Annotated in this window: 16 protein-coding genes and 6 pseudogenes; 11 read left to right on the plus strand and 11 right to left on the minus strand. The window is 57.5% G+C overall.

Features of this window, described 5'->3' with window-relative positions; translation table 11 throughout:
• Window positions 1–66 precede the first annotated feature (66 nt).
• The 3 genes from AC5STB_RS22505 to AC5STB_RS22515 form a co-directional block, all read right to left on the minus strand.
• A complete protein-coding gene (locus tag AC5STB_RS22505; RefSeq protein ID WP_495445089.1) occupies window positions 67–1,020 on the minus strand; it encodes a GAF domain-containing protein in 954 nt (317 codons plus the stop codon).
• Between the two features lie 130 nt (window positions 1,021–1,150).
• The gene (locus tag AC5STB_RS22510) at window positions 1,151–2,455 is read right to left on the minus strand and encodes an HlyD family type I secretion periplasmic adaptor subunit (RefSeq protein ID WP_495445090.1); all 1,305 of its coding nucleotides are present in this window, start codon (window positions 2,453–2,455) and stop codon (window positions 1,151–1,153) included.
• Window positions 2,452–4,185 (minus strand): type I secretion system permease/ATPase, encoded by a 1,734-nt coding sequence (locus AC5STB_RS22515; RefSeq protein ID WP_495445091.1) that lies wholly within the window; start codon window positions 4,183–4,185, stop codon window positions 2,452–2,454. The genes AC5STB_RS22510 and AC5STB_RS22515 overlap by 4 nt, the downstream gene beginning before the upstream one ends.
• Window positions 4,186–4,760: 575 nt before the next feature.
• Here AC5STB_RS22515 and AC5STB_RS22520 point away from each other — a divergent pair.
• Both AC5STB_RS22520 and AC5STB_RS22525 read left to right on the plus strand, forming a co-directional pair.
• Window positions 4,761–5,693, plus strand: a pseudogene (locus tag AC5STB_RS22520) (IS5 family transposase).
• An 87-nt stretch (window positions 5,694–5,780) separates the two neighbouring features.
• Window positions 5,781–6,141: pseudogene (locus tag AC5STB_RS22525) on the plus strand (hypothetical protein); the annotation flags it as partial.
• Here the strand turns inward: AC5STB_RS22525 and AC5STB_RS22530 are convergent.
• From AC5STB_RS22530 to AC5STB_RS22545, 4 genes are all read right to left on the minus strand, one after another.
• Window positions 6,107–6,664: a hypothetical protein gene (locus AC5STB_RS22530; RefSeq protein ID WP_495445092.1), complete on the minus strand. Its 558-nt coding sequence runs from the start codon at window positions 6,662–6,664 to the stop codon at window positions 6,107–6,109. The pseudogene AC5STB_RS22525 and the gene AC5STB_RS22530 sit on opposite strands and share 35 nt — an antisense overlap.
• A gap of 36 nt (window positions 6,665–6,700) precedes the next feature.
• Complete coding sequence (locus AC5STB_RS22535) at window positions 6,701–6,925, minus strand: hypothetical protein (protein WP_495445093.1); 225 nt, start codon at window positions 6,923–6,925, stop codon at window positions 6,701–6,703.
• A gap of 75 nt (window positions 6,926–7,000) precedes the next feature.
• The gene (locus tag AC5STB_RS22540) at window positions 7,001–7,936 is read right to left on the minus strand and encodes a helix-turn-helix transcriptional regulator (RefSeq protein WP_495445094.1); all 936 of its coding nucleotides are present in this window, start codon (window positions 7,934–7,936) and stop codon (window positions 7,001–7,003) included.
• A gap of 812 nt (window positions 7,937–8,748) precedes the next feature.
• Window positions 8,749–8,907 (minus strand): hypothetical protein, encoded by a 159-nt coding sequence (locus AC5STB_RS22545; RefSeq protein ID WP_495445095.1) that lies wholly within the window; start codon window positions 8,905–8,907, stop codon window positions 8,749–8,751.
• A 278-nt stretch (window positions 8,908–9,185) separates the two neighbouring features.
• Here AC5STB_RS22545 and AC5STB_RS22550 point away from each other — a divergent pair.
• The 3 genes and pseudogenes from AC5STB_RS22550 to AC5STB_RS22560 form a co-directional block, all read left to right on the plus strand.
• Window positions 9,186–9,344, plus strand: a pseudogene (locus AC5STB_RS22550) (IS5/IS1182 family transposase); the annotation flags it as partial.
• Between the two features lie 171 nt (window positions 9,345–9,515).
• Window positions 9,516–9,635: pseudogene (locus AC5STB_RS22555) on the plus strand (IS3 family transposase); the annotation flags it as partial.
• A gap of 216 nt (window positions 9,636–9,851) precedes the next feature.
• Window positions 9,852–13,229, plus strand: coding sequence for a calcium-binding protein (locus AC5STB_RS22560; RefSeq protein WP_495445096.1), 3,378 nt, complete (start codon window positions 9,852–9,854; stop codon window positions 13,227–13,229).
• A gap of 89 nt (window positions 13,230–13,318) precedes the next feature.
• Here the strand turns inward: AC5STB_RS22560 and AC5STB_RS22565 are convergent.
• Window positions 13,319–13,873 (minus strand): annotated as a pseudogene (locus AC5STB_RS22565) (IS3 family transposase); the annotation flags it as partial.
• A 60-nt stretch (window positions 13,874–13,933) separates the two neighbouring features.
• On the opposite strand from AC5STB_RS22565, the gene tnpA reads away from it, so the two are divergent.
• The 4 genes from tnpA to AC5STB_RS22585 all read left to right on the plus strand — a co-directional run bounded on the left by tnpA (window position 13,934) and on the right by AC5STB_RS22585 (window position 16,966).
• Entirely contained in the window at window positions 13,934–14,335 is a 402-nt protein-coding gene (gene tnpA, locus AC5STB_RS22570; protein ID WP_495445097.1) for an IS66-like element accessory protein TnpA, read from the plus strand.
• On the plus strand, window positions 14,332–14,682 hold the full coding sequence (tnpB, locus tag AC5STB_RS22575) for an IS66 family insertion sequence element accessory protein TnpB (RefSeq protein WP_134830743.1): 351 nt from the start codon (window positions 14,332–14,334) through the stop codon (window positions 14,680–14,682). Before tnpA ends, tnpB begins: the two co-directional genes overlap by 4 nt.
• Before the next feature lie 60 nt (window positions 14,683–14,742).
• Window positions 14,743–16,337 (plus strand): IS66 family transposase gene (tnpC, locus tag AC5STB_RS22580; protein WP_495445098.1). Its coding sequence is split into 2 segments (ribosomal slippage): window positions 14,743–16,318 and window positions 16,318–16,337, totalling 1,596 coding nucleotides; the frame shifts between segments, so codons are not numbered across the junction.
• A gap of 26 nt (window positions 16,338–16,363) precedes the next feature.
• Window positions 16,364–16,966 (plus strand): plasmid pRiA4b ORF-3 family protein, encoded by a 603-nt coding sequence (locus AC5STB_RS22585; RefSeq protein WP_495445099.1) that lies wholly within the window; start codon window positions 16,364–16,366, stop codon window positions 16,964–16,966.
• A 32-nt stretch (window positions 16,967–16,998) separates the two neighbouring features.
• On the opposite strand, the pseudogene AC5STB_RS22590 reads toward AC5STB_RS22585, so the two are convergent.
• Window positions 16,999–17,580, minus strand: a pseudogene (locus AC5STB_RS22590) (transposase); the annotation flags it as partial.
• 218 nt (window positions 17,581–17,798) lie between these two features.
• Between AC5STB_RS22590 and AC5STB_RS22595 the strand changes: the two are divergent.
• Window positions 17,799–18,958, plus strand: a protein-coding gene (locus tag AC5STB_RS22595; RefSeq protein WP_495441156.1) for an IS3 family transposase whose coding sequence is annotated in 2 segments (ribosomal slippage) — window positions 17,799–18,057 and window positions 18,057–18,958 — 1,161 coding nt in all. Because the reading frame shifts where the segments join, the coding sequence is not laid out codon by codon here.
• Window positions 18,959–19,486: 528 nt separating this feature from the next.
• Entirely contained in the window at window positions 19,487–22,288 is a 2,802-nt protein-coding gene (locus AC5STB_RS22600; protein WP_495445100.1) for a hypothetical protein, read from the plus strand.
• A 98-nt stretch (window positions 22,289–22,386) separates the two neighbouring features.
• Here AC5STB_RS22600 and AC5STB_RS22605 read toward each other — a convergent pair whose 3' ends face one another.
• Entirely contained in the window at window positions 22,387–22,629 is a 243-nt protein-coding gene (locus AC5STB_RS22605) for a hypothetical protein (protein ID WP_495445101.1), read from the minus strand.
• Between the two features lie 669 nt (window positions 22,630–23,298).
• Window positions 23,299–23,544, minus strand: coding sequence for a hypothetical protein (locus AC5STB_RS22610; protein WP_495445102.1), 246 nt, complete (start codon window positions 23,542–23,544; stop codon window positions 23,299–23,301).
• Window positions 23,545–23,629: the final 85 nt, after the last annotated feature.

Below are 23,629 nucleotides of genomic sequence, written 5' to 3' on the forward strand. Positions count from 1 at the left end.
GTCAGCCCGACCCGGCCGGCCCCTTGCCGCAACCTGTCTCAGGAGTGAGACAGGTCAGGCCTGGTTTCAGCCGATCCCCAGCCGCTTCATGCGCCGATAAAGGGTTGCCCGCCCGATACCGAGATTGCGCGCGGCCTCGGAGACGTTGCCGTTTGCCCGCGAGAGCGCCCGGTTCACTGCTGCCCGTTCCGCCTTTTCGAAACCGGTCGGGCCGTCTTCCCGTCCGAAGAGATCCGATGCAGGAAGCGATGTGATAGGGCCTGCGTGGTTCAGTCCGAACGCCTTGCGGGCACCGCGGGTGGCCCCGAGAACAAGGTCGTCCTGATCCACCGCCAGCAGCATGGCTGCCTCGCTGTCATCAGTGTTGGCTACGATGATCCGCGCACCCGGAAAGGCGGCGCGGAAGTTGTCCGTCTCGATTTGCCGGGCGGTCTGAGCCACCATCGCTGCGATAAGCTGGTTGAAAGCCTCGGTCTGGTCGGCGCGAGCGGAGGAAACGTCGAGTGCGCCGATAAGTTCGCCTTCGGGTCCGAAGATCGGCGCGTCCATGCAGCTCATGCCCGTATTGCGGGCGTGGAAATGCTCATCGCGGTGAATGATCACCCTGCGGCCTTCGGCGATGCAAGTGCCAATGCCGTTAGTGCCTTCCGAGGCTTCCGACCAGTCCGATCCCGGCGCCAGCCCCCAGGCCTCGAAGGCGGGCACATCACTGTTGGATGTCCTCAGGTCCAGCACCACGCCCTTTGCATCGGTCAGCAGCACCCCGCAGCCGGAACTGCCAACCAGTTGGAACAACGCGTCGAGTTTTGGAGCGGCCACAAGCATCATCGCCTCGGATTGCCCGCGCCGTTCCGCAAGTGCCTGCTCAGTGATACGCCTAACGCCCCTCTTTTGGCCGGGGTCCAGCCCGTGGTGGTCGAGTGATCGCCGCCACGACGCTGCCAAGCGTGACCGCGCAGCGGCGTCTGGTTGGCTCGTAACCTCTACCACGCGTGCAACATGCCGCGAATTTGAACCCAAATCGAAAACCCTCCTAGTTTCAACAGTCGCAAGGATTTGGCGTTGTGGAAAGATCAGCGATTGGCCCGAGTATCAGCGATTCACTATCCTGCGCGTTGATAATAGCGGCCCTAGTTCTATGAACCTACTTCTAACTCTCGCGGAAGGCCTTGTTAAAATAGTCGGCCAGCGGCTTGACCAGATAGGCCAGCGGCGAGCGGCTGGCCGTGCGGATGTAGCTTTCCACCGGCATGCCCGGGATCAGCACCGTGCCCTTTGGCAGGCGGTCGCGCTCACCCGGGTTCAGCTCAATCTCTGCCCGGTAATAGGAAATGCCGCTGCCCTGATCCTCAAACGCATCGGCAGAGACCTGGGTCACGTGGCCGAACAGCTCCGGCGTGCTGCGCTGATCCAGCGCCGAGAAGCGCAGGGTCACCTCCTGGCCGGTGAACAGCTGGTCGATGTCGGTCGGCGCCACCTGCGCGGCAATCACCAGGGGCCGGTCCTGCGGCACCAGATACAGCACCGGATCGGCAGGCCGGATCACCGACCGCGGAGTTTGCACCTGCAGCCCGTAGACAATGCCCGAGACCGGCGCGGTTATGTCGAGCCGCGCCAGCCGCTGCCGCAGCGAGCGCCGGGTTTCTGCCAGCTCCAGCTCCTGATAGCGCAGGTCGCGCAGGCGGGTGATCGCTTCCTCGCGCTGGCCGGTGCCCAGCTTCAGTATCTCGATGTCGATCTCGGTCATCCGCCCTCCGGCTTGCGCCTCGGAGGCCACCAGCTCGCCCCGGTGGCCTCCGAGGCTGGCCTGGGTGCGGCGCAGGTTCAGCACGGTGGCGGCCTGGGCCAGGCCGCGGTCCAGCAGAGACTGCTGGTTGCCCAGTTCCTCGCCGATCAGATCCAGCTGCACCTGCATCGACTTCTGCTGCGCACGGATGCCGCGGATCTGCTCCGCAATCTGCGCCCTGCGCTTTTCCAGCTGCTCGATTTCGCGCGCGGTGGTGTCCTTGCGCGCCTGAAACAGGCGCCGCTGGCCCTCCACCAGGTCCTTCACCTCCGGCTGCTGCTCTGCGGCCTGCAGAAGCTCCGGCTCAAACGACACGGTCTCAGCGGTGTCCCGCTCCGCTTCCAGGCGGCCGCGGCGCGCCATCAGCTCGAACAGCTGGCCCTCTGTGATGACCAGACGCGAGGTCAGCTCATCGGCATCAAGCCGGAGCAGCGTATCGCCCTCAGCCACGGTATCGCCCTCGTCCACCAGGATTTCCGCAACAATGCCGCCGTCCAGATGCTGCACCACCTGACGGTTGCGGTCGACTTCGATCCGCCCCGTTGCGACCACCGCGCCGGAAATCGACGACATCACCGACCAGGTGCCAAAACCGCCCACCAGCACCAAGAGCGCAATCAGGCCGAGGGTCAGCTGCCGCCGTGCAGGCCAGTTGTCTTGCACCGTCATCTCACACCTCCTGTGCCAGTGGCCTGGCGGATGTTCTGATGGTTGGCGACCATTTCCTGCAACACCTTATCCTTGGGGCCAAAGGCCGTCTGGGTGCCCTTGTCGATCACCAGCAGCATGTCGCATTCCTGGATCGCCGCCGGACGGTGCGCCATGATCAGCACGGAACGGCCTTCCGCCTTGATCTGCTTGATCGCCGTGTTCAGCGCAATCGACCCTTCGTTGTCGAGGTTGGAATTCGGCTCATCCAGGATCACGATCACCGGATCGTCAAACAGCGCCCGGGCCAGCCCGACCCGCTGCATCTGGCCGCCCGACAGCCGCCCGCCGGTGGCATTGACGCGGGTGTCATAGCCTTCGGGCAGTTTCAGGATCATCTCATGCGCGGCGGCCTTGCGGGCGGCTTCCACCACCTTCTCAGGGTCGGGCTGCTGGTTGAGACGGGCAATGTTCTGCGCGATGGTGCCATCAAACACCTGCACCCGCTGCGGCAGATAGCCGATGTGGCCGCCCAGAACATCCGGCGCGTACTGGTCCAGTGCCGCGCCATCCAGCCGCACCGTACCGGCCGCAGGGCGCCAGACACCTGTCAGCGCCCGCGCCAGGGTCGACTTGCCCGACCCCGACGGGCCGATCACCCCAATCGCCATGCCCGGCTTCACCTGAAAATTGACATTGCGCAGCAGCGGCGTATTGCTGCCGGGCGGCACAATGGCCAGCCCCTGCACGTCCAAAAGCGCCTTTGGTTTCGGCAGCGCGGTGCGCTCTGCTTCTTCCGGCACCTTGTCCAGCAGCTCTGCCAGGCTGTGCCAGCCCTTCAGCGCCCGCTGCACCACCACCCACTGGCCCAGACCCAGCTCAATCGGGGCCAGCGCCCGGCCCATCAGGATCGAGCCGGCAATCATTGCCCCCGGTGTCACCTCATTCTGCAGCACCAGATAGGCGCCCAGCCCCAGCATCGCCGACTGCAGAAACAGCCGCAGGGTCTTGGTCAGCGTGGTGAAGCCGCCGCCAGTATCATTGGCGGCCACGCTGTCCTTCAATGCGGCGTCGCGGGCCAGCTTCCAGCGGTCGAAAGAGGCATTGCGCATGCCCATTGACTGGATCATCTCCGCCTCATTGCGGATCTCTTCGGACATCAGATTGGCCTTGTGACCGGTCGCGCCCGCCTTTTGCTGCGGGAGCCGGGTAAAGAGCTGGTTGAAAAAGGCAATCATCACCAGCACGGCACCGCCGGCCAGCGCCAGCAGGCCAAGCCAGGGGTGGAACAGCGCAATCCCCGCCAGGAACACCGGTGTCCAGGGCAGGTCGAAGGCGGCTGTCAGCACCGGTGAGGAGATCAGCCGCTGCACCGCCTCCAGGTCGCTAAGCCCGGTTTGCGCTGCCGGATCCTGCGCCACCGCCGAGCGGCGGATCATCGCATCAAACACCCGCTTGTCCAGCGCGGCCTGCAACCGCGCACCCACCCGCGCCATGATCCGGCCGCGGGCATAGTCCAACAGCCCCATCATCCCGTAGAGAAAAACAACCAGCAAAGACAGCGCCAGAAGCGTCGCCTCAGACCGGCTGCCCAGCACCCGGTCATAGACTTGCATCATATACAAAGGCCCGGTCAGCATCAGCAGGTTCACAAAAAAACTGAAGATGCCGGTGAACCAGTACAGCCCCCTGCTCTGCCGCCGCACCCTGCGCAGCTCTTCGTACCCGTTCTTATAAAAGGTTTTATTCATGGTCAGACTGCAATAGTGGCTCTGTGGCTTCCGGTCGAGCTGCAACTGTGTCATTTTGACAATTACAATCTAATTTCCAGACCCGCATACTTGGGAAGAAAACCGCCACAATTTGGCTGGGGGAAACCGAATGTATAACGGGATTCATGCCAAACTTCTCTTTCTTGATTTTGCCAGTAACAGGACAATTTTCTGTCTTCGTTTTAATTTTGGAGATGGGTCAAACGATAGACATATAGGCAACCTTTCCAATGCCCAAATTGCGAATTCTTAATTGAACACCACATTCAGTCTCAATTTTTACAACATATGCGGCAAGACGCAGTGCTTATAGTTTCTTCACCAAGCTCAAGCCGAGCATTTGGAGAATGCCAGAAGTGTTGGGAAATCACATTGCCATTGCGTCCAATTTTATTGACGCTCCGTCCCGAAAACATCTGAATATTCAGCAAACCGGCATTGATGCTGTAACCGCCCCCCGACGGCATCACTGTGCCAGAGTGGGTCTGCAAGGCTTTGTTGCACAAATGAGTTGAGGGATTCATCTTGCGAATCCAGCATGATAGCTCGAGCATATGAGCAGTTGGGCCCCTACGCAGTACAAGACCAAGAACTGGTCAGCTTACAATGACAGCTTGAAGCGACGTGTGTCGCTGTCAATCTGGTTTGATCCCCAGATGGTCTGGATACCGCCGCCGACGGGCAAACGCGGTCGGCGGCAACAATTCAGTGACGCCGCAATCCAAGCCTGCCTGACGCTGAAGGTGTTGTTCGGCATGCCGCTCCGGCAGGCGACAGGCTTCGTTGAGAGCTTGCTGAAGTTGGTCGGGTTGGGCTGGGAGGTGCCGGATTTCAGCACCCTTTGCCGCCGTCAGAAGACGCTGAACGTAAACCTGCCGTATCGTGGTGGGACTGGCCCTCTGAACCTTCTGATCGACAGCACGGGGATCAAGGCAGAGGGCGAAGGCGAGTGGAATGCCCGTTAGCACGGCGGCCTCAAGCGACGTATCTGGCGCAAGATACACATAGGGGTCGATGAAGAAACGCTGGAGGTTCGGGCGGTCGAGGTCACCACCAGCAACATCGGTGATGCGCCCATGCTGCCTGAGCTACTGAAGCAAATTCCGCCCGATCAGGACATTGGATCGGTCACCGCTGACGGGGCTGACGACACGCGCAAATGCCATGATGCGATTGCCGAGCGGAATGCCCATGCTGTCATTCCGCCTCGCAAGAACGCCAAACCGTGGAAGCCCACGAGCGCTGGGGCCATTGCTCGGAACCAAGCCGTGAAGGCGACAAGATACCTGGGCCATACTCTGTGGCGACGATGGAGTGGATACCACCGCCGAAGCCGCGTCGAGACCAAGATGCATTGTGTGAAACGACTGGGCCAGAGCCTCATGGCGCGGGACTTCGACCGGCAGGTCGCGGAGATCCAAATCCGCATCGCCGTGCTAAACCGTTACACACTTCTTGGCATACCCGTCACAGAGCCCGTAGGATAAGTCCGTCCGGGGAAAGGGGAAGAACGCTCTTCACCCGATTTGTGCAACAAAGCCAGTTTTGCCATGCAAACCACTTGTCGGGCAGTGGATACGCCTATTGTTCCTGATCTCCTCGACCAAATCCCAGCAGACGAAGAGACCGGATCCGTGACCGCCGACAGGGTCTACGAGCCCGGGCGCGGTGGCACGAAACGAAGCCCTGCGCGCGTCGACGCACCTGGGTTGTGCCATCTGGCGACGATGGAGCAGATGGCACAACCGGAGCCGGGTCGCCGAGTTGCAAGTTCGCATCGCCGTTCTGAACGGCTACACCGCTCTCGGTATACCTGTCACAATGCCCGTGGAGTATTTCCATCCGGGCAAAGGGGACCTGCGGTCAGACCCGGATTCGTGCAACAGCGCCGTTTCCGACCCTAAACAAGTCCCGCTTTCTTCAAATTGGACATGACCGTCTTGAAGTCCTGAATAATTTTCTCTTTCCTCTTAATTTCATTGAATAGCTTTTCTGCATTTTTTTTGTCGCCAAGCGTCATAGCAACCATCATGTCTTTCAGCTTCCTCTCATCACTTATCCCCAGTACTTTCGCCGCTTTTTTGGGTTGCCCAATTTTTGTCTCAGCTACATAGGTCTTATATTCCTCACTAGTGCGAAAACCGGTAGCGACATCAGTGCCAAGCATCATAGCTACGTCCTTCTTTGCTGCCGCAATGATTTTTTTCCAGGCTGGATTGTCAAAATCCCCTCTGTTGGCAAGCAGGGCGGCCGCTTTGGCGATTTTCCCCGGAATATTTACGGGCTCTTTGCCATTCTTCTGATCCAGATATCGAATCCACAGAGATTCTGGATTCCCCTTGTTCTGAGTAAATAAAAATTCGTTCAGGCAGTGCCTTCTCTTGCAATAGCCAATGTATGCTGCAGTCAATTTCTTGTCGCGAAGGATATCCGCGACTGATTTTGGGTTATCTGACATGACATTCTTCCATTGTTTAAAACATCTATCCGACTCTTAAAGCAAATATCCACCGCGAGTCACAGATGGGCTTATGTTGAAAACAAAAAAATCCTCCTCATTGGCCAGCTCATCGGCATTCTTTTCCCATTGCGCGAACAGGTTTAAGATTGTGATCAACATCTTAGCGCAGTGACCGCACACACCGACCCGCCTGACCTGTTTGCAAAGGTGAGTATTGCCACCCCCCCAAATTGTACTTTCAAGAACTTTTTCAATCATGCGCCTGCTTGAAGCTTATTTGGCCATCAACTCTTAACTTCAACCAATATCAGCCTCTATTTCCTCCATTAATTTTCAGTCGACCTTTTTCGGCGCCGATACATTTTGATTTCCATCCTTGACAACCCTCTCTGAAAACTCTTCACCAAATTGCTTTGGAGTAACCCCAAATCTTCTCTTGAAACTTCTGTGAAATTGACTGGGTGTCTTGAACCCGCATCGGTGAGATATCTCCGTTATGCGACCACGAACCGGGAGCCCCATTTGAAGAATCTTTTTAGCAGATATCAATCTAATTTCGTTTATGACCTTGTGAACACCGCCTTCTTTTTCGAAGGCCCGGTAGAGCGTTGACCGTGACGTGCAGGCGTAACACGCTATTTTCCCCACCTCAAGATCCGGGTTCGTCAAGTTCTTTTCAATAAAGAACCGGGCGCGGCGGCGTATTTTCTCGTAATTATCCTTGGGCTCCAATTGGGATAGATTGGCGAGTAATTCCTGTACTATGGATCGCACAAATTGTGGAATAAAACTGTGTTCCGGCTGAGGTCCCGTCAGCGCTGTCTCTTCGAAGGCGCCTAACGCAGCCCCTAGAATTGTTCCTACTGGATCTCGGCTTTGAAACACAGCGACCCCGAGCCCCCTGAAAGCAACCTCGTCAAATGGACTAAAAGAGTACACAATCTTCGAAAAATTGGGCGCACAGCGTGATAAAATACACGGCCTTGAAGAGAATTTTCTGCAGGCATGTATGTAAATGTCACCAACCGACAGATTGTGCACCACTCCATCAGAGGCTAAGGTACCGTGCCCGCTAATGACGCGACAAACCCTTATTGTATCATAATCAGGGACGTCAGCCGGTTGCGGGGCGGTATGGGCCACGCCTGGTTCATCAGGTTGGCACATGAAAACTTCAAAGCCATTCCAGGCGTATTTCCGTGCTGACTTCAGTTTCATTTTTTCACTGGTTATTTGGAAACGCGCATCCTGTGATGGGGTGATCGGCAATCTGCAAAGATCACTTTTCTACCATTCCAGAGCACCTCCGCTTGGGCGCCCTCGCCGAAGGGTCCGGTTGAAAGGACCGCCAATACCTGCAAGCCGCACAGCGTCAAAGATCTCAAAACCCAGGCGCGGAAGCGCCCTGTTCAATCTTTCCCTTGCAGCGCGTGCGCCTTCTTCCACGGGCCCTGAGGATTGGATCGAGCATACGAAGCTCTTCAGTACGCTCCTTTTTGGCGAAACGAATTTCCATAGCTCTGGTAGCCAATGTGGTCTCTGTCCCAACGTCAGCCGAAATCTCGATGCAACGAGCGCGGCCGGGCCAGCGGTCAGATCCGAATAAGATTGAAAACAAGCACTCAATAGAATTGGACACCGAAGTCCGATACTTGAAGAGAAGCTCTGGAAAGTAAAAAAGCCGGTTTTAACGGGAAAACTGTGCGGATCAACCGGGAATGAATCACGGTTGATCCGCTTTAGCAACTCACAGGACACCGAACACAGTAAGAATAAGCGCAAAGAGCGAACAAATGCGCACCGGCTTACATGAGAGGGAGGCAGAACAAAATATGCAATTGAGTACTGATATCCTGCAAGCCACACGGCATCTAACATAATTGCCTCCTTCAACCATGTGTTTCACAAAGTATATTGCTTTATGCACGTCAGCGTAAAATTCCAAATAATCATTTACTCTCCAAACTTTTCCTCATGCAATTTGCAGAAACGGGGGCTGTCCAGGCTACTGGCTAGATGGCCTGCTGAGTGAGCTATCCGAACGCCCTGTGTTGGCATCAGCATGAGGTGGCCTCGAGCGCTTACACAATCTCGGAGATCCGCTCTGCAGGCAGGCCTGGCGCCGGTTCGATCCCGACTTCGCCTGAGACGTTCCGGCTCACCTCTGTTAAAGCGGCAATAACCAGCTCTGGCGGCGATTCCGAAGCATCGAAGACCACCAGCGGGGCGAAGACCGGCACGTCAAGCTCCTCCGCCGGCAACATCAGCTTCGCCAGCCGACGCCAAGCAGACAGTTGGTTCGGCAAAACTTCACCGCGCGGCCACGCCATTCTCCGACACCGCTCGGGCCTTGGCCTTTTTCCCCAGCGCCGGTGACCAGAAGCGTAGATCTTGACACCCTAAGATTTTAGAAGGGAATTTGTAGCGCACATTGCGGAACGCTCACCCCACTGTGAGTTGTGAAAAATCTCGCTGCACGGGAAAGGTGCTACAATGTGGTGTGCAGACGCCGGTTGCGAAGCACCGCAAGAGAAGCGAGCAGGCGTTTGGATGGGCCAGGGCCGTTGGCGGCATGTCCCAGGCCGTCTATCGTGGCGGCGATCGGGTGCGGTCGCGCTTCATCCTGACGCTCGCAGCCGGAAATCTCGCACGACTGTCACGGTTCCAGGGGGCATGAGGCTGCATGACGCGGCCACAGGCCTGCTGCCAGCCGCCCGATCCGGAAGGGGGGTAGATAAGGAAGACCATCCCCTCAGAGAGAACAGCGTCCCGCTGGCCTGACTGATTCAGCGCCCTGTTAGAGGCAGTATTTATGACAAAAGGGTAGCTATCTGGTGACTTTCATACTCGGTTCGCGCGTCACGGGGAGGGTGTAGTCGCGATTCTTGAGCAAGCATGCAAGCGCGCCGGATGCCCAGCCTCCATCCGTGTTGATCGGGACAGTGAGTTTATCTCTGAACAAATAGACCCTTGAAGCGGTTGGAATCAAGCCGGCGGGTGATTCCGATAGTGAGATCACCGCCAATGAGCCAGACAGTGCGCACGAATCTCACTTTAATGTTCGAATGTCTCAATCTTGGAATAAAATAGGAATTTTATTGACTTCTGCTGATGTCGTTGAGGACCTTTACGAAGATGCTGAATGCAGACAACGGAATCTAAAAGACTACAGGGAGGAAACAATATGACAGATACGATCGAACCGAGAAAAACCTGGTGGGGCAATTCAGGTGACGGGGAGAACAGCAGCCACATCTACTATTGGAGGCTGGTTGACGACTACGTCACCGAGGTCAGCGAGGCGACGGGCAATATCGTCGGGGATTATCTCAACGGCAATCTGTGGATAAATGGCGATGGCAGTATCGGCGTTGATGGCAATGACACGAACGGATCGCCAAGCGCGCAACCGCTTTACGACCTGAATTCGGACGAAATCTGGCAGTCGGACAGCAGGGATTTTGACAAGGTAAAGTCTCCAAGCATAAATACCCAAGGCAATACACATCAGGAGTCCTGGAGCTGGAGCGGCGATGCAATCGTCCTTGCGCAAAACGGCGGCCGAAATGGCTGGGATACCGGTATCGGCTATCAGCTGCGAATCAGGGATGCCGGGCAAGACGTCGTCATGGTCGGCGCTGAGGACGTTCGGAATGTTCTGATCTTTGACGGGAAAGAGGACGACACCGCCAAGCGTACACTCCACGGGGGCGACGAGAATGACCTGCTTGTCGTTGTTGAGGACTCATCGTTTAAGTGGGATCATTTTGAATGGGATAGTTTAGAGGGAGATTACGTCCACGAAAGAAGGGATTCGACACCGGAATTCCGTTATGAAGGTGCTGGTGGTTGGACGGCATATCACCCTGGATCCTCAGGTGACATCTTTGAAACTAAGGTTCTGCAATCTCATGACAACGGCGGCTACTTGGATAACAACGTCGGTGGGCAGGTCCTTCTCAATGGCGAAGGTGGCGATGATCTGCTTATCGGCAACGGCGACAATGCAACCTTGATCGGCGGCACCGGTGACGACTGGCTTTACGGCAGCCGTGGTGGCGATCTTCTGCTGGGGGGAAGCGGCAATGACGTCATCAACCCGGGCCGGCGCACCAAAGATGACGGTGTTGCCGATGTCATCTACAGCGGCGAAGGCAACGACGTCATCTATAGTGGGCAATATGGTGTCAACAAGGTTGTCACGCAGGCTGCACATGGTCTCCAGGGGGAGCTCAGTGACCTGGCAATTCTCAACCTCTATCTCGCTCCCTACTACGGGGCTGCTATGGGTATGGGGCCGGCGACTGCTCAGGTCTCCAACTTACTCGGGCTTGCCAACCAGATTGCCGGCATGGCGACGCGCGACCGGGACGATGCGGTTGAACTGATACAAGAGGCGCCGGAATTCGACTATATCGACGTGAAGGACTTTTCGGCGGCGCATGACACCTTCATCCTGAACACCCTCGATGGCTACGGCAATACCATCAATGACGTCGTCGCAACCAGCAATGGTTCCGATGCCAATGACGCGACGATGACCTTTTCCCACGACGGCAACGATTACGTCTATCTGCGTCCGGCTCACGAAGATATCTTCGACATGGTCCGGGCCGCCGACGCGGGCGCAGCGGGCACCGACGGGATCAACGCGGTTCTCGGTGGCTACCAGGTTTCGGGCTCCAACACGTCGGAGCGCGACGACATGGTCGAGGACCTGCAAACCGCCTGGCTCGAATTTGCGGAAAACACCGTGACCCGGCTTCACTATGCGCACCCCTCCGGTGCCGGCAAGGGCGTCGTGGTGTCCAAGGACGGCAATGCGAGCGGCATGCCCGACTTCTTCGTCGATCTGGAGAACGGAAAGGTTCTGACGCAATCCGGCAATGCCCCGGGCACGGCCACCACCAACACCGATTTCTGGAATATGCTGTCCGACAACGAGGCGGACATCGTGGCCGCGATCGAGGGCATCGTGCCGCCGGTCGACAGTGATGAGCTGGAAGGGTTCGGCGTCGCCTATGTGGGATCGTTCTTCGGCTACGACATGAAGTGGGACGACATCGACACCACATCCTTCGAATCCGTGGACGGTGCGTCCGTCCAGGATGCGGTGGCGCTGTGGGGGTCGGACAAGGACGATGTGTTCTGGACCGAAGACGATACAGCCGGCGACATCGGTCTGATGGCCCGTCTCGGCAAGGGCAACGACCTTCTGGAGGCGAGCTACGGAATCGTCGACGCCGACGGCGGCGACGGTGTCGACACCTTCTCACTGGCGCGTCTGAACAACAGCACCCCGGGCGACGACGGGTACTACATAGACCTGGACACATCCGTTACGAAGGATAACTCGGACTTCCATTGGAAGTTTGAGAGCGCCGACGGCACGGACGCCCAAACCGATGACCACTACTTCACCCTGGCCAATTTCGAGAACGTTGTGGGCTCCAACAAGAAGGACGTCCTGGAGGGGAACGATTCGAATAACATCCTCTACGGCGAAGGTGGTGCGGACCTCATCCGGGGCCAGTCAGGTAGCAATCGCTTGTACGGCGGCGCAGGAGATGACGTTCTCTGGGGCGGAACCGGTGTTGATTTTCTGGAGGGCGGAGCCGACAATGACTCCCTTTTTGGAGCTGCAGGCAACGATACGCTGCAGGGCAGCGGCGGCGACGACCATCTGTCGGGTCATCATGGTGACGATTACTATGTGCACTATGGCAGTTGGCTTCGTGCAACCATCGAGGAGAACGGGAGCGGCGTCGACACGGTGTATCTCGGGTCGATCAACTCCGACCACGTCGGCGGCGAGGCCTGGCGCGTCGAGATCGATGGTGACGACCTCAACATCATCTACGCGGATCGCGGGGACGGCAACACGCATGGTGTCTTCATCAAGAACGGGCTGGAAGACAGCAACGGTGACGGAGGCTATGGTCATAGCGATCAAAACGTCATCGAGAATTTCGAGTTCGCGGATGGTGTGACGTTGACATTGGACCAACTCGTGGCGGGCGCCGTGATGGAACCCAGCACCACCATCGTAGGCACGTGGGGTGATGATGACTTGGTCGGTGGCGACGGGCGTGATCGTTTTGAGGGGTCGTATGGAGACGATACCCTGAGCGGCGGAGGTGAGAATGATGTACTTATTGGCAATCGAGGCAAAGATGTGTTGAGGGGCGAAGGAGGCGACGACACTTTGTCAGGCAACAGAGACAACGACACCTACGTACATTATGGTTCCTGGCTTCGCTCAAACATTAATGACAACGGGGACGGTGTCGACGAGGTATATCTCGGATCGATCAACTCCGACCACATCGGCGGCGAGGCCTGGCGCGTCGAGGTCGATGGTGACGACCTCAACATCATCTACACGGATCGCGGCGACGGCAACACGCATGGCGTCTTCATCCTGAATGCCCTAAAAGACAGCAACGGCGATGACCTCCTTGATCATAACGACCGTGACGTCATCGAGTATTTCGAGTTCGAGGATGGTGTGACGTTGAGCCTCACGCAACTTCTACAGGACAGCACCTTGGAGTATATCTAGACTTCCAGCGCATAGCTTGATACTAATTTTCCCTCCCCTTTATGGGGAGGGGTAATCCCCCCGTTTTTGCGGGGGCTTGGTCGTAGAATTTACGCAGCCATCTTCAGTTTCTGTGCAGGTTTCATCCCGCCGTTGCCCATGTTCGGGCGTTCATGGTTGTAGGACCAGAGCCACTCGGTGGCAATCTGCTGGACCTCTTCGATGCTTTCGAAAATGTATAAGTCCAGCCATTCGTGCCTGACCGTCCGGTTGTAGCGCTCGACATAGGCGTTCTGCTGAGGCTTTCCGGGCTGGATGTATGCCAAGGCAATGCCCCGGTTCTCGGCCCATTCCATGAGGGTGCCACTGACGTATTCCGGGCCGTTGTCGACTCGAATTCTCCCAGGGGCACCACGCCATTCGATGATCTGGTTCAGGGCTCGAACAACCCGTTCCGCTGGCAGTGAAAAGTCGATCTCAATGCCCAGTCCTTCGCGGTTGAAGTCGTCCAGAACGTTCAGCAGCCGGAATTGCCGTCCATCTCCCAGCCTGTCGGCCATGAAGTCCATCGACCAGACCTCATTCGGGGCCTCAGGCACAGCCAGTTCGTCCGGCTTTTCCCGCTTCAGACGCTTGCGAGGCTTGATCCGCAGGTTCAGCTCCAGCGTATGCCTCCGGCGGAGGCCGTCTGACGAGATTACAGTGCTGGTGATAAGTCCGACCTTATGGCCGACCAAAGGTTCAGACCTGAGATCGAAGTCCTTTCCGCCGCTGACGCTCCGCGCCGGCGGCACTGGAGCGATGCAGATAAAATCCGGATCGTGGAGGAAAGCTTTGTGGGGCATCGCCAGGTCGCAGCGACAGCCCGGCGGCATGGTGTATCGCGCTCTCTTTTGACGATATGGCGGCGGCAATACCGGGACAGGGAACTTGGCGACGAGACCTCACCAGCATTTATCCCGTTGACGCTTTCGCCTGGGACGCCCGCGCCAACACCAGTCGCACAGTCTGGAGCCGACGATGTCCTGCTCGAGATCGTACTGAGGAACGGGCGCCGGCTCCTTGTCCCCTCCACAGTGGACCCCGAGATGCTGGCCCGGCTTCTCCCGGTGCTGGAGGGGCGATGATCGCCTTCCCGGCGGGGGTACGCGTTTGGATCGCGGGCGGAGTGACCGACATGCGGCGCGGCATGAACACCCTGGCTCTGACTGTTCAGCAGGGTCTTGGGCGCGACCCGCATGCGGGTGAGATTTTCTGCTTCCGGGGGCGCAAGGGCGACCTGGTCAAACTGCTTTGGCACGATGGTGTCGGCATGTCGCTCTATACCAAACGGCTGGAAGCGGGGAAGTTCATCTGGCCGGCCAGCGGGACCGGCGAAGCGGTGCAGATCTCCGCTGCCCAGCTCGGATACCTGCTGGAGGGGATCGACTGGCGTAATCCGCGCTGGACACAACGCCCTGCAAAGGCGGGGTAAATTGGCCTCATCAGCCCTATTTTCATAGGTTTTGCGGTGCGCACGTGGTAGGTCTCGGCCATGTCAGATGCCGCTTCCGAGATTGCCAGATTGCGCGCCGCACTTGCGGCATCGGAAGCACGTGCCGAAGCTGCCGAGACTGAACTTGCGCAGGCCCGGGCGGTGGTCTCGACCTCCGAGGCAATGATCAAGCATCTCCGGCTCGAGATCGCCAAACTCCGGCGCGAACAGTATGGCCACAGCTCGGAACGGCGTGCCCGCTTGATCGACCAGATGGAGATGCAGCTCGAGGAGCTCGAAGCTGCGGCTGCCGAGGATGAGATCGCGGCAATGAGGCTGACGAAGACCACGGCCGTGGCCGGCTTCGAACGCTGCCGCCCGGCACGCAAGCCCTTTCCGAACGATCTGCCGCGTGAACGTGTGGTGGTCGAGGCCCCCACGGCCTGTTCCTGCTGCGGCTCAGATCGCATCGTGAAGATGGGGGAGGACATTACCGAGACGCTGGAGGTGATCCCGCGGCAATGGAAAGTGATACAGACGGTCCGTGAGAAGTTCACCTGCCGGGCTTGCGAGAAGATCAGCCAGCCGCCGGCGCCCTTCCACCCCACGCCCCGTGGCTGGGCCGGTCCGAACCTGCTGGCGATGATCCTGTTCGAGAAGTTCGGGCAGCATCAGCCTTTGAACCGTCAGGCCGAGCGCTACGCAAAGGAAGGTGTCGATCTCAGCCTTTCGACGATTGCCGATCAGGTTGGGGCCTGCACCGTTGCACTCGAGCCTCTTCATGCGCTGATCCGGACCCATGTCCTTGGGGCAAAACGCTTGCACGGCGATGACACAACGGTGCCGCTGCTGGCAAAGGGCGGGACAAAAACTGCCCGGCTCTGGACCTATGTCAGGGATGACCGTCCCTTTGGCGGCGGCGCTCCACCTGCCGCTTTGTTCCACTTCTCCCGTGACCGCGGAATGACCAACCCGAACCGGCACCTCGCCGGGTGGCAGGGCATCCTGCAAGCCGATGCCTATGGCGGCTACAACGACCTCTACCGCGCCGGACGCGATCCGGCGTCAGTCAGCAGCGCGCTGTGCTGGAGCCATGCCCGGCGTAAATTCTTCGAGCTCGCCGACATCAAAGGAATAATCCGCAGGGGCAAGCCTGCCCATGACATCTCGCCCGTGGCGCTGGAGGCGGTGGCCCGGATCGACGCGATCTTCGACATCGAGCGCGGCATCAATGGCCTGCCCACCGAAGAGCGGCACGCCATCCGGCAACGGTTGTCCCGCCCTCTGGTCGAGGCATTGCACGACTGGATGAGCACGGAGCGCGACAGGATGTCGAAGCATAACCCGGTCGCCAAGGCGATCAGCTACATGTTCACCAAGGACCGATGGGCGGCCTTCAGCCGCTTCCTTGACGATGGCCGTATTTGCCTGACGAACAATGCGGCCGAACGGGCCCTGCGGGGCGTTGCTCTCGGCCGGAAGTCTTGGCTCTTCGCCGGCTCGGAGCGTGACGGCGACCGCGCTGCGTTCATGTATTCCCTGATCGTCACTGCCAAGATGAACGATGCCGATCCTCAAGCCTGGCTGGCCGATGTCCTCGCCCGGTTGCCCGGCACGACTGCATCCCGTGTGCCGGTCTATTGCCGTGGAACTGATCTCCGACCGAGAAAAGGATAGCTGCATGATCCTGATCGCCCGCCTGCGGATCATCCTGAACGACGTTGATCCTCTGCCTATGCGCCATACCGAGGTGCCGCTGAAGATCAGGCTCGACCGGCTGCATGAGGTTATGCAGGCAGCTATGGGCTGGAACGATACCCACCTCTATGAGTTCCGTGCCGGCGATGCTGGCTGGGGCATACCAGATCCGGATGGGTTCTATGATGGCCCGCTGCCCGCAAAGAAAACGACGCTGGAGAAGGTGCTCGAGGGGACCGGTGTCAGGACGGTCCAGTATATCTATGACTTCGGCGACGACTGGGACCACAGCATCCGGGTCGAGCGGGTCAACAATGCCACCCCCGGCGTTCTCTACCCGCGGCTTCTCAAGGCCACCGGCGCCTGTCCGCCAGAGGACGTCGGCGGCGCCTGGGGCTACGAGGAGTTCCTCGAAGCCCTCGCCGATCCCGGCCACAAGCAACATGACGACATGGTCCGCTGGTCGGGTGGCGCGTTTGATCCTGACGATGCCAAGGCCGACAGGATAGTCGAGCGGCTTAACCAGCTTGCAAAGAAATGGGCTCCGCGGCCCCGCAAACCCAAAACTCCCAAGGGCACGACCTGAGAACTGCCCACGTCCGTGGTCTACGGCGGATGGTTCAGCTCCAGCTCGCGGTAGATCCGGTACACCCGCTTGTGGTTCCACCTGTGACCTTGCACGTTGCGCAGATACAGGAAACACAGGCCAAAGCCCCAAGTCTTCCTTGCAGCCGTCAGGCCGAGGAGCAGGTCGGCGATTTGCTCGTTCTCCCCGTCCAGCTTCGGGCTGTACCGATAGCACGTTTCACTGACTTCGAATGCCCGGCATGCCAGCGCAATGCTGACGCCCTTCATCGCCACCGCTTTCACGGCCAACTCTCGGCGTTGAGCGGGCCGGATCATTTTTTTCCGAGCGCCTCCTTCAGCAGGTCGTTCTGCATGCTGACGTCAGCGTACATGCGCTTCAGCCGCCGGTTCTCCTCGGCCATCGCCGCTCGCCATTGTCCTCGGACCAATGGCGGACAATAGCTCGCTCTCACTGATGAGACTGGCGTCCATGCCGCCATACTTCGCCCGCCACTTGTACAGCGTGGCGCTGCTCATCCCGTGCTCGCGGCACAACTCGGCGGCAGGCACACCGCCCTCCATCTGGCGCAGCACACTCATGATCTGAGCTTCTGTGAAACGTGTCTTCTTCATCGGAATCTCCTCGTTCATCCTGCCGAGAAAATTCTACTGCCGCATCCCCTTAAGATCGGGGGGGATTATCCTGCCACCCGCCTCCCAAAAGGCGAGGTTCGGCCAGGTGGCGGCGAAATTTTGGTCAGAGCCCAATATGCTGAATGCTGCATGACCTGCCCCCCGCAAAATCCCTCACCATGAAGTAGAGTCTGCCCAACCTATGTAGGAGCAGACGAATGCGTAAGAGCCGTTTCACTGAGGCGCAAATCATCGGGATGATCAAAGAGCAGGAAGCCGGGATGCCGACAGCGGAGGTGTGCCGTCGGCACGGCCTGAGCCCGGCGACCTTTTACAAACTGAAGTCCAAATATGGCGGCATGGAGGTGTCGGAGGCCGCGCGGCTGAAGGCCCTGGAAGATGAGAACGCCAAGCTGAAGCGGCTGCTGGCGGACACGATGCTCGACAACGTGGTTTTGAAAGACCTGCTGGGAAAAAGCTGACGACACCGAAAGAGCGGCGAGAGGCAGCGCTCAATGCAATGCGGGATCATGACATCTCGCAGCGCAGGGCCTGTCGGCTTGTCGGTGTCGACCCCAAGACGGTCCGGCGCGAACGCCCGCTCGACCATCCCGAGATCCGCCAGGAGATGAAGGAGATCGCTGGCAAACGCCGCCGGTTCGGCTACCGGCGGATCGGCGTGCTGCTTGAGCGAAAAGGCATGATCATGAACCACAAAAAACTCTACCGCCTCTACCGGGAAGAAGGCCTTGCGGTGAAACGGCGGCGGGGCCGCAAGCGTGCCCGGGGCTCGCGAACGCCGATGCCCGAAGCCACACAGCCCAACCAGCGCTGGTCCCTGGATTTCCTGGCAGACAGCTTCGGCGCGTCGCGGAAGTTCCGCATCCTGGCCGTAAACGATGACTGCTGCCGGGAAAACCTGTGCCTGGCCGCGGACACCAGCATTTCGGGTGAGCGCGTTGCCCGGGAGCTGGACGCGCTCGTCCGGATCTACGGAAAACCTGTTTGCGTTGTCAGTGATAACGGCACGGAATTCACCAGCCGGGCAATCCTGAGATGGGCCGACAGGAACGGCGTGGATTGGCATTACATCGATCCCGGAAAACCGCAGCAGAATGCCTTCATCGAGTCATTCAACGGAAGCCTGCGGGACGAGCTTCTCAATGAAGAGCTGTTCGATACCCTGGACGATGCCCGCCGCAAGCTGGCGCTGTGGCGCTACGATTACAACAACGTCAGGCCGCACTCTTCGTTGGGGAACAGAACGCCAAAGCAAGCGCGGCAGGCGCTTGAGCAATTTGAGGGCTCCGCGCCTGCCGCGCTTGCCAAGCCCGAAACCGACGACTACCAAAATCAAACCCGCAGACTCTCGTCATGAGCGAGGGACCCGCGGGGGGCAGGTCATGCACCTTGCTCCAGCGGCAGCTATTGGGAAACCAGCGAGACTTCAAGAAGCACATGAATCTCCTGGAACCGAGCTCAACTCGGCGTTTCAAAACATTTCAATTGTGCCTGTTTCATCTTCTCTGAGCCAAACTCCCAGAGATCAACCGGGCTCCGATGGCTCCGATGGCGACCATGGGCCTCGATCAGAGGCGCCCATTCACCGGCGGCATTGAGGAGTTGCTTCAAAGAAACACTTCAGATCCGGGGAAAAACTGGAGACAAAGTTGAACCGATACGTTTGGTCTAATAACCAGCAGCGCCCGCAACCGGCCTTGGTTCACAAGACACCCTTGAAAGCCATCATGGAGTGATGCAACGTCAGACCAGAGTTGTTCAGAAAGCGCCCGTGGTATCTACAGGAATGTCAGATTTACCTATGAGAAGACGTGATTTTATAAAATACATTTCAACCCTACCTGCTGGCCATAGCATAAAACGCGCCATCCCCCTTGGTCTGGCTATGACCGTTTCTGGCACATCGAGCACGCGTGCCTCAGAGGGGCTACGCTTTACCGGGGAAAAGTCGATCACCGCTAGGAGCCGCATTCGCTCGGTTATGTCCGCCAGTGCTAGCGCCAATCTTTTATCGCAAAGCGCTAATCAAAAAGCTGAATTTAAGAAACTTGCATTGGCCTTTTACCGCTATGCTGCGTGGAAGAACGGGAACGATACACCAGATCTGTCGGATGTTGGCCTCGTCGCCTTTTACAATGGCGACGGGTTGCCCCAATACCTCGCGGGCACGTCTGAGAAAGAAACCGGTCGCAGCCATCGCATGTTGGAACTGGCCGATGATTTCTTCTATCTTGCGCCCGCCTATGGCACCGTTGGACTGGGCCTATTGACGCTAGCAAGCGCACCGCTTGCCGGTGCTCTGACCGTCGGGATCGGTGTCTCGATGCTTGGATACTACGCGACCCATAACATTCTGCCCGACATTTTGGGCGATCTAGAACAGACTTCGGTCAATGCCGATCGCGTACAAAATGGAGCAAACGGGCTCTATTTTCTAATGGAGATGGAGGCATCGAACAACCTCAATGAGATGGATCAATTCTTTCAGTCCAACCCGGATCTTCAGATCCCCTATGGTCGCGCTATCGCTGATAGCACGACCATTTTAGGCGACGCCGCAGGCATCACACCCAGCGAAGCGGATGAGCTGTCCAACACTCCAGATCAAGACCGCGCGCAGGAAATCTATACCAATGTTCAAGAGCGTCTCCTCAATGATATCGAGCAGCGCACACAAGCGATCGATGATCGTCTAAATGATCTAGAGACCTTGTCCGATGACCAGGCACGCCTGAGCGCCCTGCAAGCGACGATGCAACAATTAGAACGGGATTCGCGTGAAATTCAGGGGGCGATTCAAGTCACCAGCTTTATCGTCGGTGCCTTTTGGGGCCCTAAAGTGGGCAACCAGATCGCAACCATTGCCAATGCAGCCCATAGTGTGTGGTTCGCGGCCAAGCAATATTCCTTAGGGGTCATAGGTGGATGGGCCATGGCGGGAAGCGCTGTTGGGGCCTTTAGTGCAATTGCAGCACTTTCGCAGCCCAGCAATCAGCAAATGGTCCTTTCATCCTTGCGCATGATCTCACAGCAAATCGCCGCTGTACGCAAAGAAATGCATCAACGATTTGATCGTCTGGAACAGATCCTAGGCAGTCTATCGGCGACCCTTCAAAACGCATTGGGGCGGATCGAGACCAATCAGCAATATCAAATATTCCTGATCCGGCAGTCCGAGCTGATCCTGCGCAACTTCCGCTCAACCTATATTGCCCAAGAACGAGAAGCAGCGATTGGCGATCTTCTGGTCGCAGTCGACACGTTCGAGGCCTATGCAGCCAGCAGCACGCCCCTGAAAGAAACCCAATTCATCGACATCCTTGTGCGCGCCCGCAACTATGCCAGCCGCGTTGCACGTCAGCCGATCTTCAACAGTTTTGTGGAGGATATTGCTGGCGAAGACCTGTGGCGCCGCGTCGAAGAAAGCGGAACGCTCGACTCGGCCTTCGGCCTCTTGGGCAGTATTGCGAAAGAGTTCGGTGTCGAGGGTGTGCCTTCTGATTTGCCGAACCCGACCGAATGGGCGCGCGGGGCCACTGTTGCTACAGGTGCAGAGCTTTTGGGGCGAACCTACGACAATCCGACGTTTCCCCGTATGCTCAGAAGCTTGGCTGCGGACGGGGAGCAGATTGTCGGCGCCCTCACTTCACTTGGCGATAGCACGGTTCTGACGAAAGTGCTGCAAAACATGCAAGTTCACTCCAGCGAGCTGGTTGAAGCGATCGACAAAAGCATCCGCGACACAATCCAAAGCGAGTGGAAGATCGGGGATCCATTCACCTACAGCGTGCCTGATTACAGCGTATATCGCGGTGGAACGGCTGACTCTTGGCTGGTGCCCGATGTGAACAATCAGATCAGCAACAATCCGTTTTTGATCGCGCAAAGCATTGGATTTATTGAATTGATTGAGGTCCCCAGTCCCCTTGATGTCCCGCCTGATCCCGACAATATTGTGCCAAAGTCAAACAAGGAAAATCCTAGTGACGAGAGTATCGAGATCATCCCAAAGTCCCTGACGCTACCCGGCTTTTGGGAGGAAAAACGATATTTCCGCGTCAAAATCATCAAGGGTAAAGCGAAGGGAAATTTCATCGGCGACGCCTATGATTACTTCGCGGTGCTACGCAGTGGGTGGACCAATCGAGGTCCATTTCAAACGCGTGGTTGGCTGCGCTTTAACCCGGATTTGCCGCCCGGGAATTTCCCCAGTGCAGATGCCACCCGATTTGCCTATCTCTATGACTCGATCCGTCACGAAATTTCCAACTACCAAAGATGGCTCGTCCAGACTGGCATCAATGAGCGTATAGAAAACGAAATAGGTCTAGAGAATTTCCCGCAGTTTGCTGTTGAATACCGCAAGTTCCGTTTTCTGGCGACGTTGCGCAGTTGGACGCGCTCTTTTGATTCGGACATGCCGGACAATGTGATCATCGATGAGGGTTACAAAATTGGTCCCGATAACGTGTTCCGCTTTGCTGCAGACTTCATGCACAGAAAGCTAGGTGTTGTTGGACCGCGCGGCCTCGATGAAACGATCCGGTTGCTTAAGCTTGAGGTCAGCAAGGATATTAAAAACCGCTTTATCGACTTGCTGGCAGCGGCCGAGAATGAAGGTGCCTATACGCCGCCTGTATTCCTGATGGATATGACCAATGTGCTGAACAACCGATCCTTGTCGTAAGCGGAAAGTGGAGAAGTAAAAAATGAAACCCTTCGGCTTTGGCAAAGGCGCTGAAACTTAAATTGGATGGAGCACCGCGAATAATCACTAAATGAACACTAGGCGGCTCCAGCCGCGCGAAAACGGACATTGCTCTGCCAAATGTGAACGACGGCAAAGTCCCGCGTCTGGTTTGTCGGATCAAGCTGCGGCGAAAGCACGGTCTTGGTTCCAGCCAGAACAACGCCCTTGAACGGCTGGTATGGTGAAATCCGCTGCGCCGCTGAAAATGTTACGCCGCAGGCGCGGGGGTTTTCTGCATCAGCAAACATCAAAAAGCGAATGTCGGCATTGTCCCGCAACCAAGTCTTACGATGCCAGTTTCATGCTACGCCCTCGACAAGCGGCAGCTTTTGATCGCGGCACCGCGGCGAAAATCGTGGCCTGATCTGGCGACAGTAAGGGATTTTTTAAAGGTCTCTCTCTGCGCATAGCGGACATCTGGAGGTGCCTAGCCTGCGTGTGCGGCGATGGGCAGTTCCGTCCCGCAAGGTTTCTGCTGAACGTTGGAGTAGAGCTATTCTTGCGTTACGGTTATTCTTTTCGTGTCGATGCGCCTGTTAGCCCGCAGTGGCCAGAAATGCTCCGATATTTGAGGTCTACGCATTTCTGGCCACTGCTGACGACGGGCGCGCTTAACCGGTAGAACAGCTTTGGGGGTTGTTTGATGTTCGCGGCAGGCTCGGAACTGCTGCGAAGGAGGCAATATGCTAGCTAGCCGGTAACTTCCGGTAGGAAATGTTAGGGGGTTATTTGAGCAGCTGACTTCTAATCAGCAGGTTGAGGGTTCGAGTCCTTCAGGGATCGCCAATTCCCCAGTTTGCCAATCAGGCATAACCTTGCACACTTTGGGGGTTTTGATGCACACCCTGTGTCAAGTGGAAAGTGCCAAGTGAAGTTGAGAGTAGTAAAGGCTCAGATAGAAAACGCTTTCGCTCCTCGACCGGCCCCGGGGGTCCAGCAGGCAAATGTCAGCTCATGAGCGTGTTCAGGACGGGTGCCACCTCCTTTAGGAGGTAGATCGGTGCGATAGCCACACCATTCAGCCGGAAAGCTTCAATCCCGTGAGCTGCAAAAGCCGCCAGAATCGTGTTCCGATGAAGCCCGGTCTCCTTCACTATCACCGTCGGCGTGGTGAACTTTTCATGGAAAGCAGCGATGTCCGCACCGGACATCCGCCACTGGGAGCGCTTTGTCACCGGGTGCAGAACCTCCATCGCAGGCGTATGTGTTCCTGACAACCCCCATCTGTGCACGTTCAGGACACTTGGGCCTATTACTGATGCCAATGGCCGCCCTATA

Source organism: Leisingera sp. CC-HEC093 (assembly GCF_059429195.1).

Bases quoted from the DNA above. Each gene is read 5' to 3' on its own strand.
- AC5STB_RS22585 (WP_495445099.1), top strand. From the start codon at position 16,364: ATGATCCTGATCGCCCGCCTGCGGATCATCCTGAACGACGTTGATCCT.
- AC5STB_RS22600 (WP_495445100.1), top strand. From the start codon at position 19,487: ATGACCGTTTCTGGCACATCGAGCACGCGTGCCTCAGAGGGGCTACGC.
- AC5STB_RS22535 (WP_495445093.1), bottom strand. From the start codon at position 6,925: ATGATTGAAAAAGTTCTTGAAAGTACAATTTGGGGGGGTGGCAATACT.
- AC5STB_RS22510 (WP_495445090.1), bottom strand. From the start codon at position 2,455: ATGACGGTGCAAGACAACTGGCCTGCACGGCGGCAGCTGACCCTCGGC.
- AC5STB_RS22560 (WP_495445096.1), top strand. From the start codon at position 9,852: ATGACAGATACGATCGAACCGAGAAAAACCTGGTGGGGCAATTCAGGT.
- AC5STB_RS22530 (WP_495445092.1), bottom strand. From the start codon at position 6,664: ATGTCAGATAACCCAAAATCAGTCGCGGATATCCTTCGCGACAAGAAA.
- tnpA (WP_495445097.1), top strand. From the start codon at position 13,934: ATGGCCGACCAAAGGTTCAGACCTGAGATCGAAGTCCTTTCCGCCGCT.
- AC5STB_RS22610 (WP_495445102.1), bottom strand. From the start codon at position 23,544: ATGGAGGTTCTGCACCCGGTGACAAAGCGCTCCCAGTGGCGGATGTCC.
- AC5STB_RS22515 (WP_495445091.1), bottom strand. From the start codon at position 4,185: ATGAATAAAACCTTTTATAAGAACGGGTACGAAGAGCTGCGCAGGGTG.
- tnpB (WP_134830743.1), top strand. From the start codon at position 14,332: ATGATCGCCTTCCCGGCGGGGGTACGCGTTTGGATCGCGGGCGGAGTG.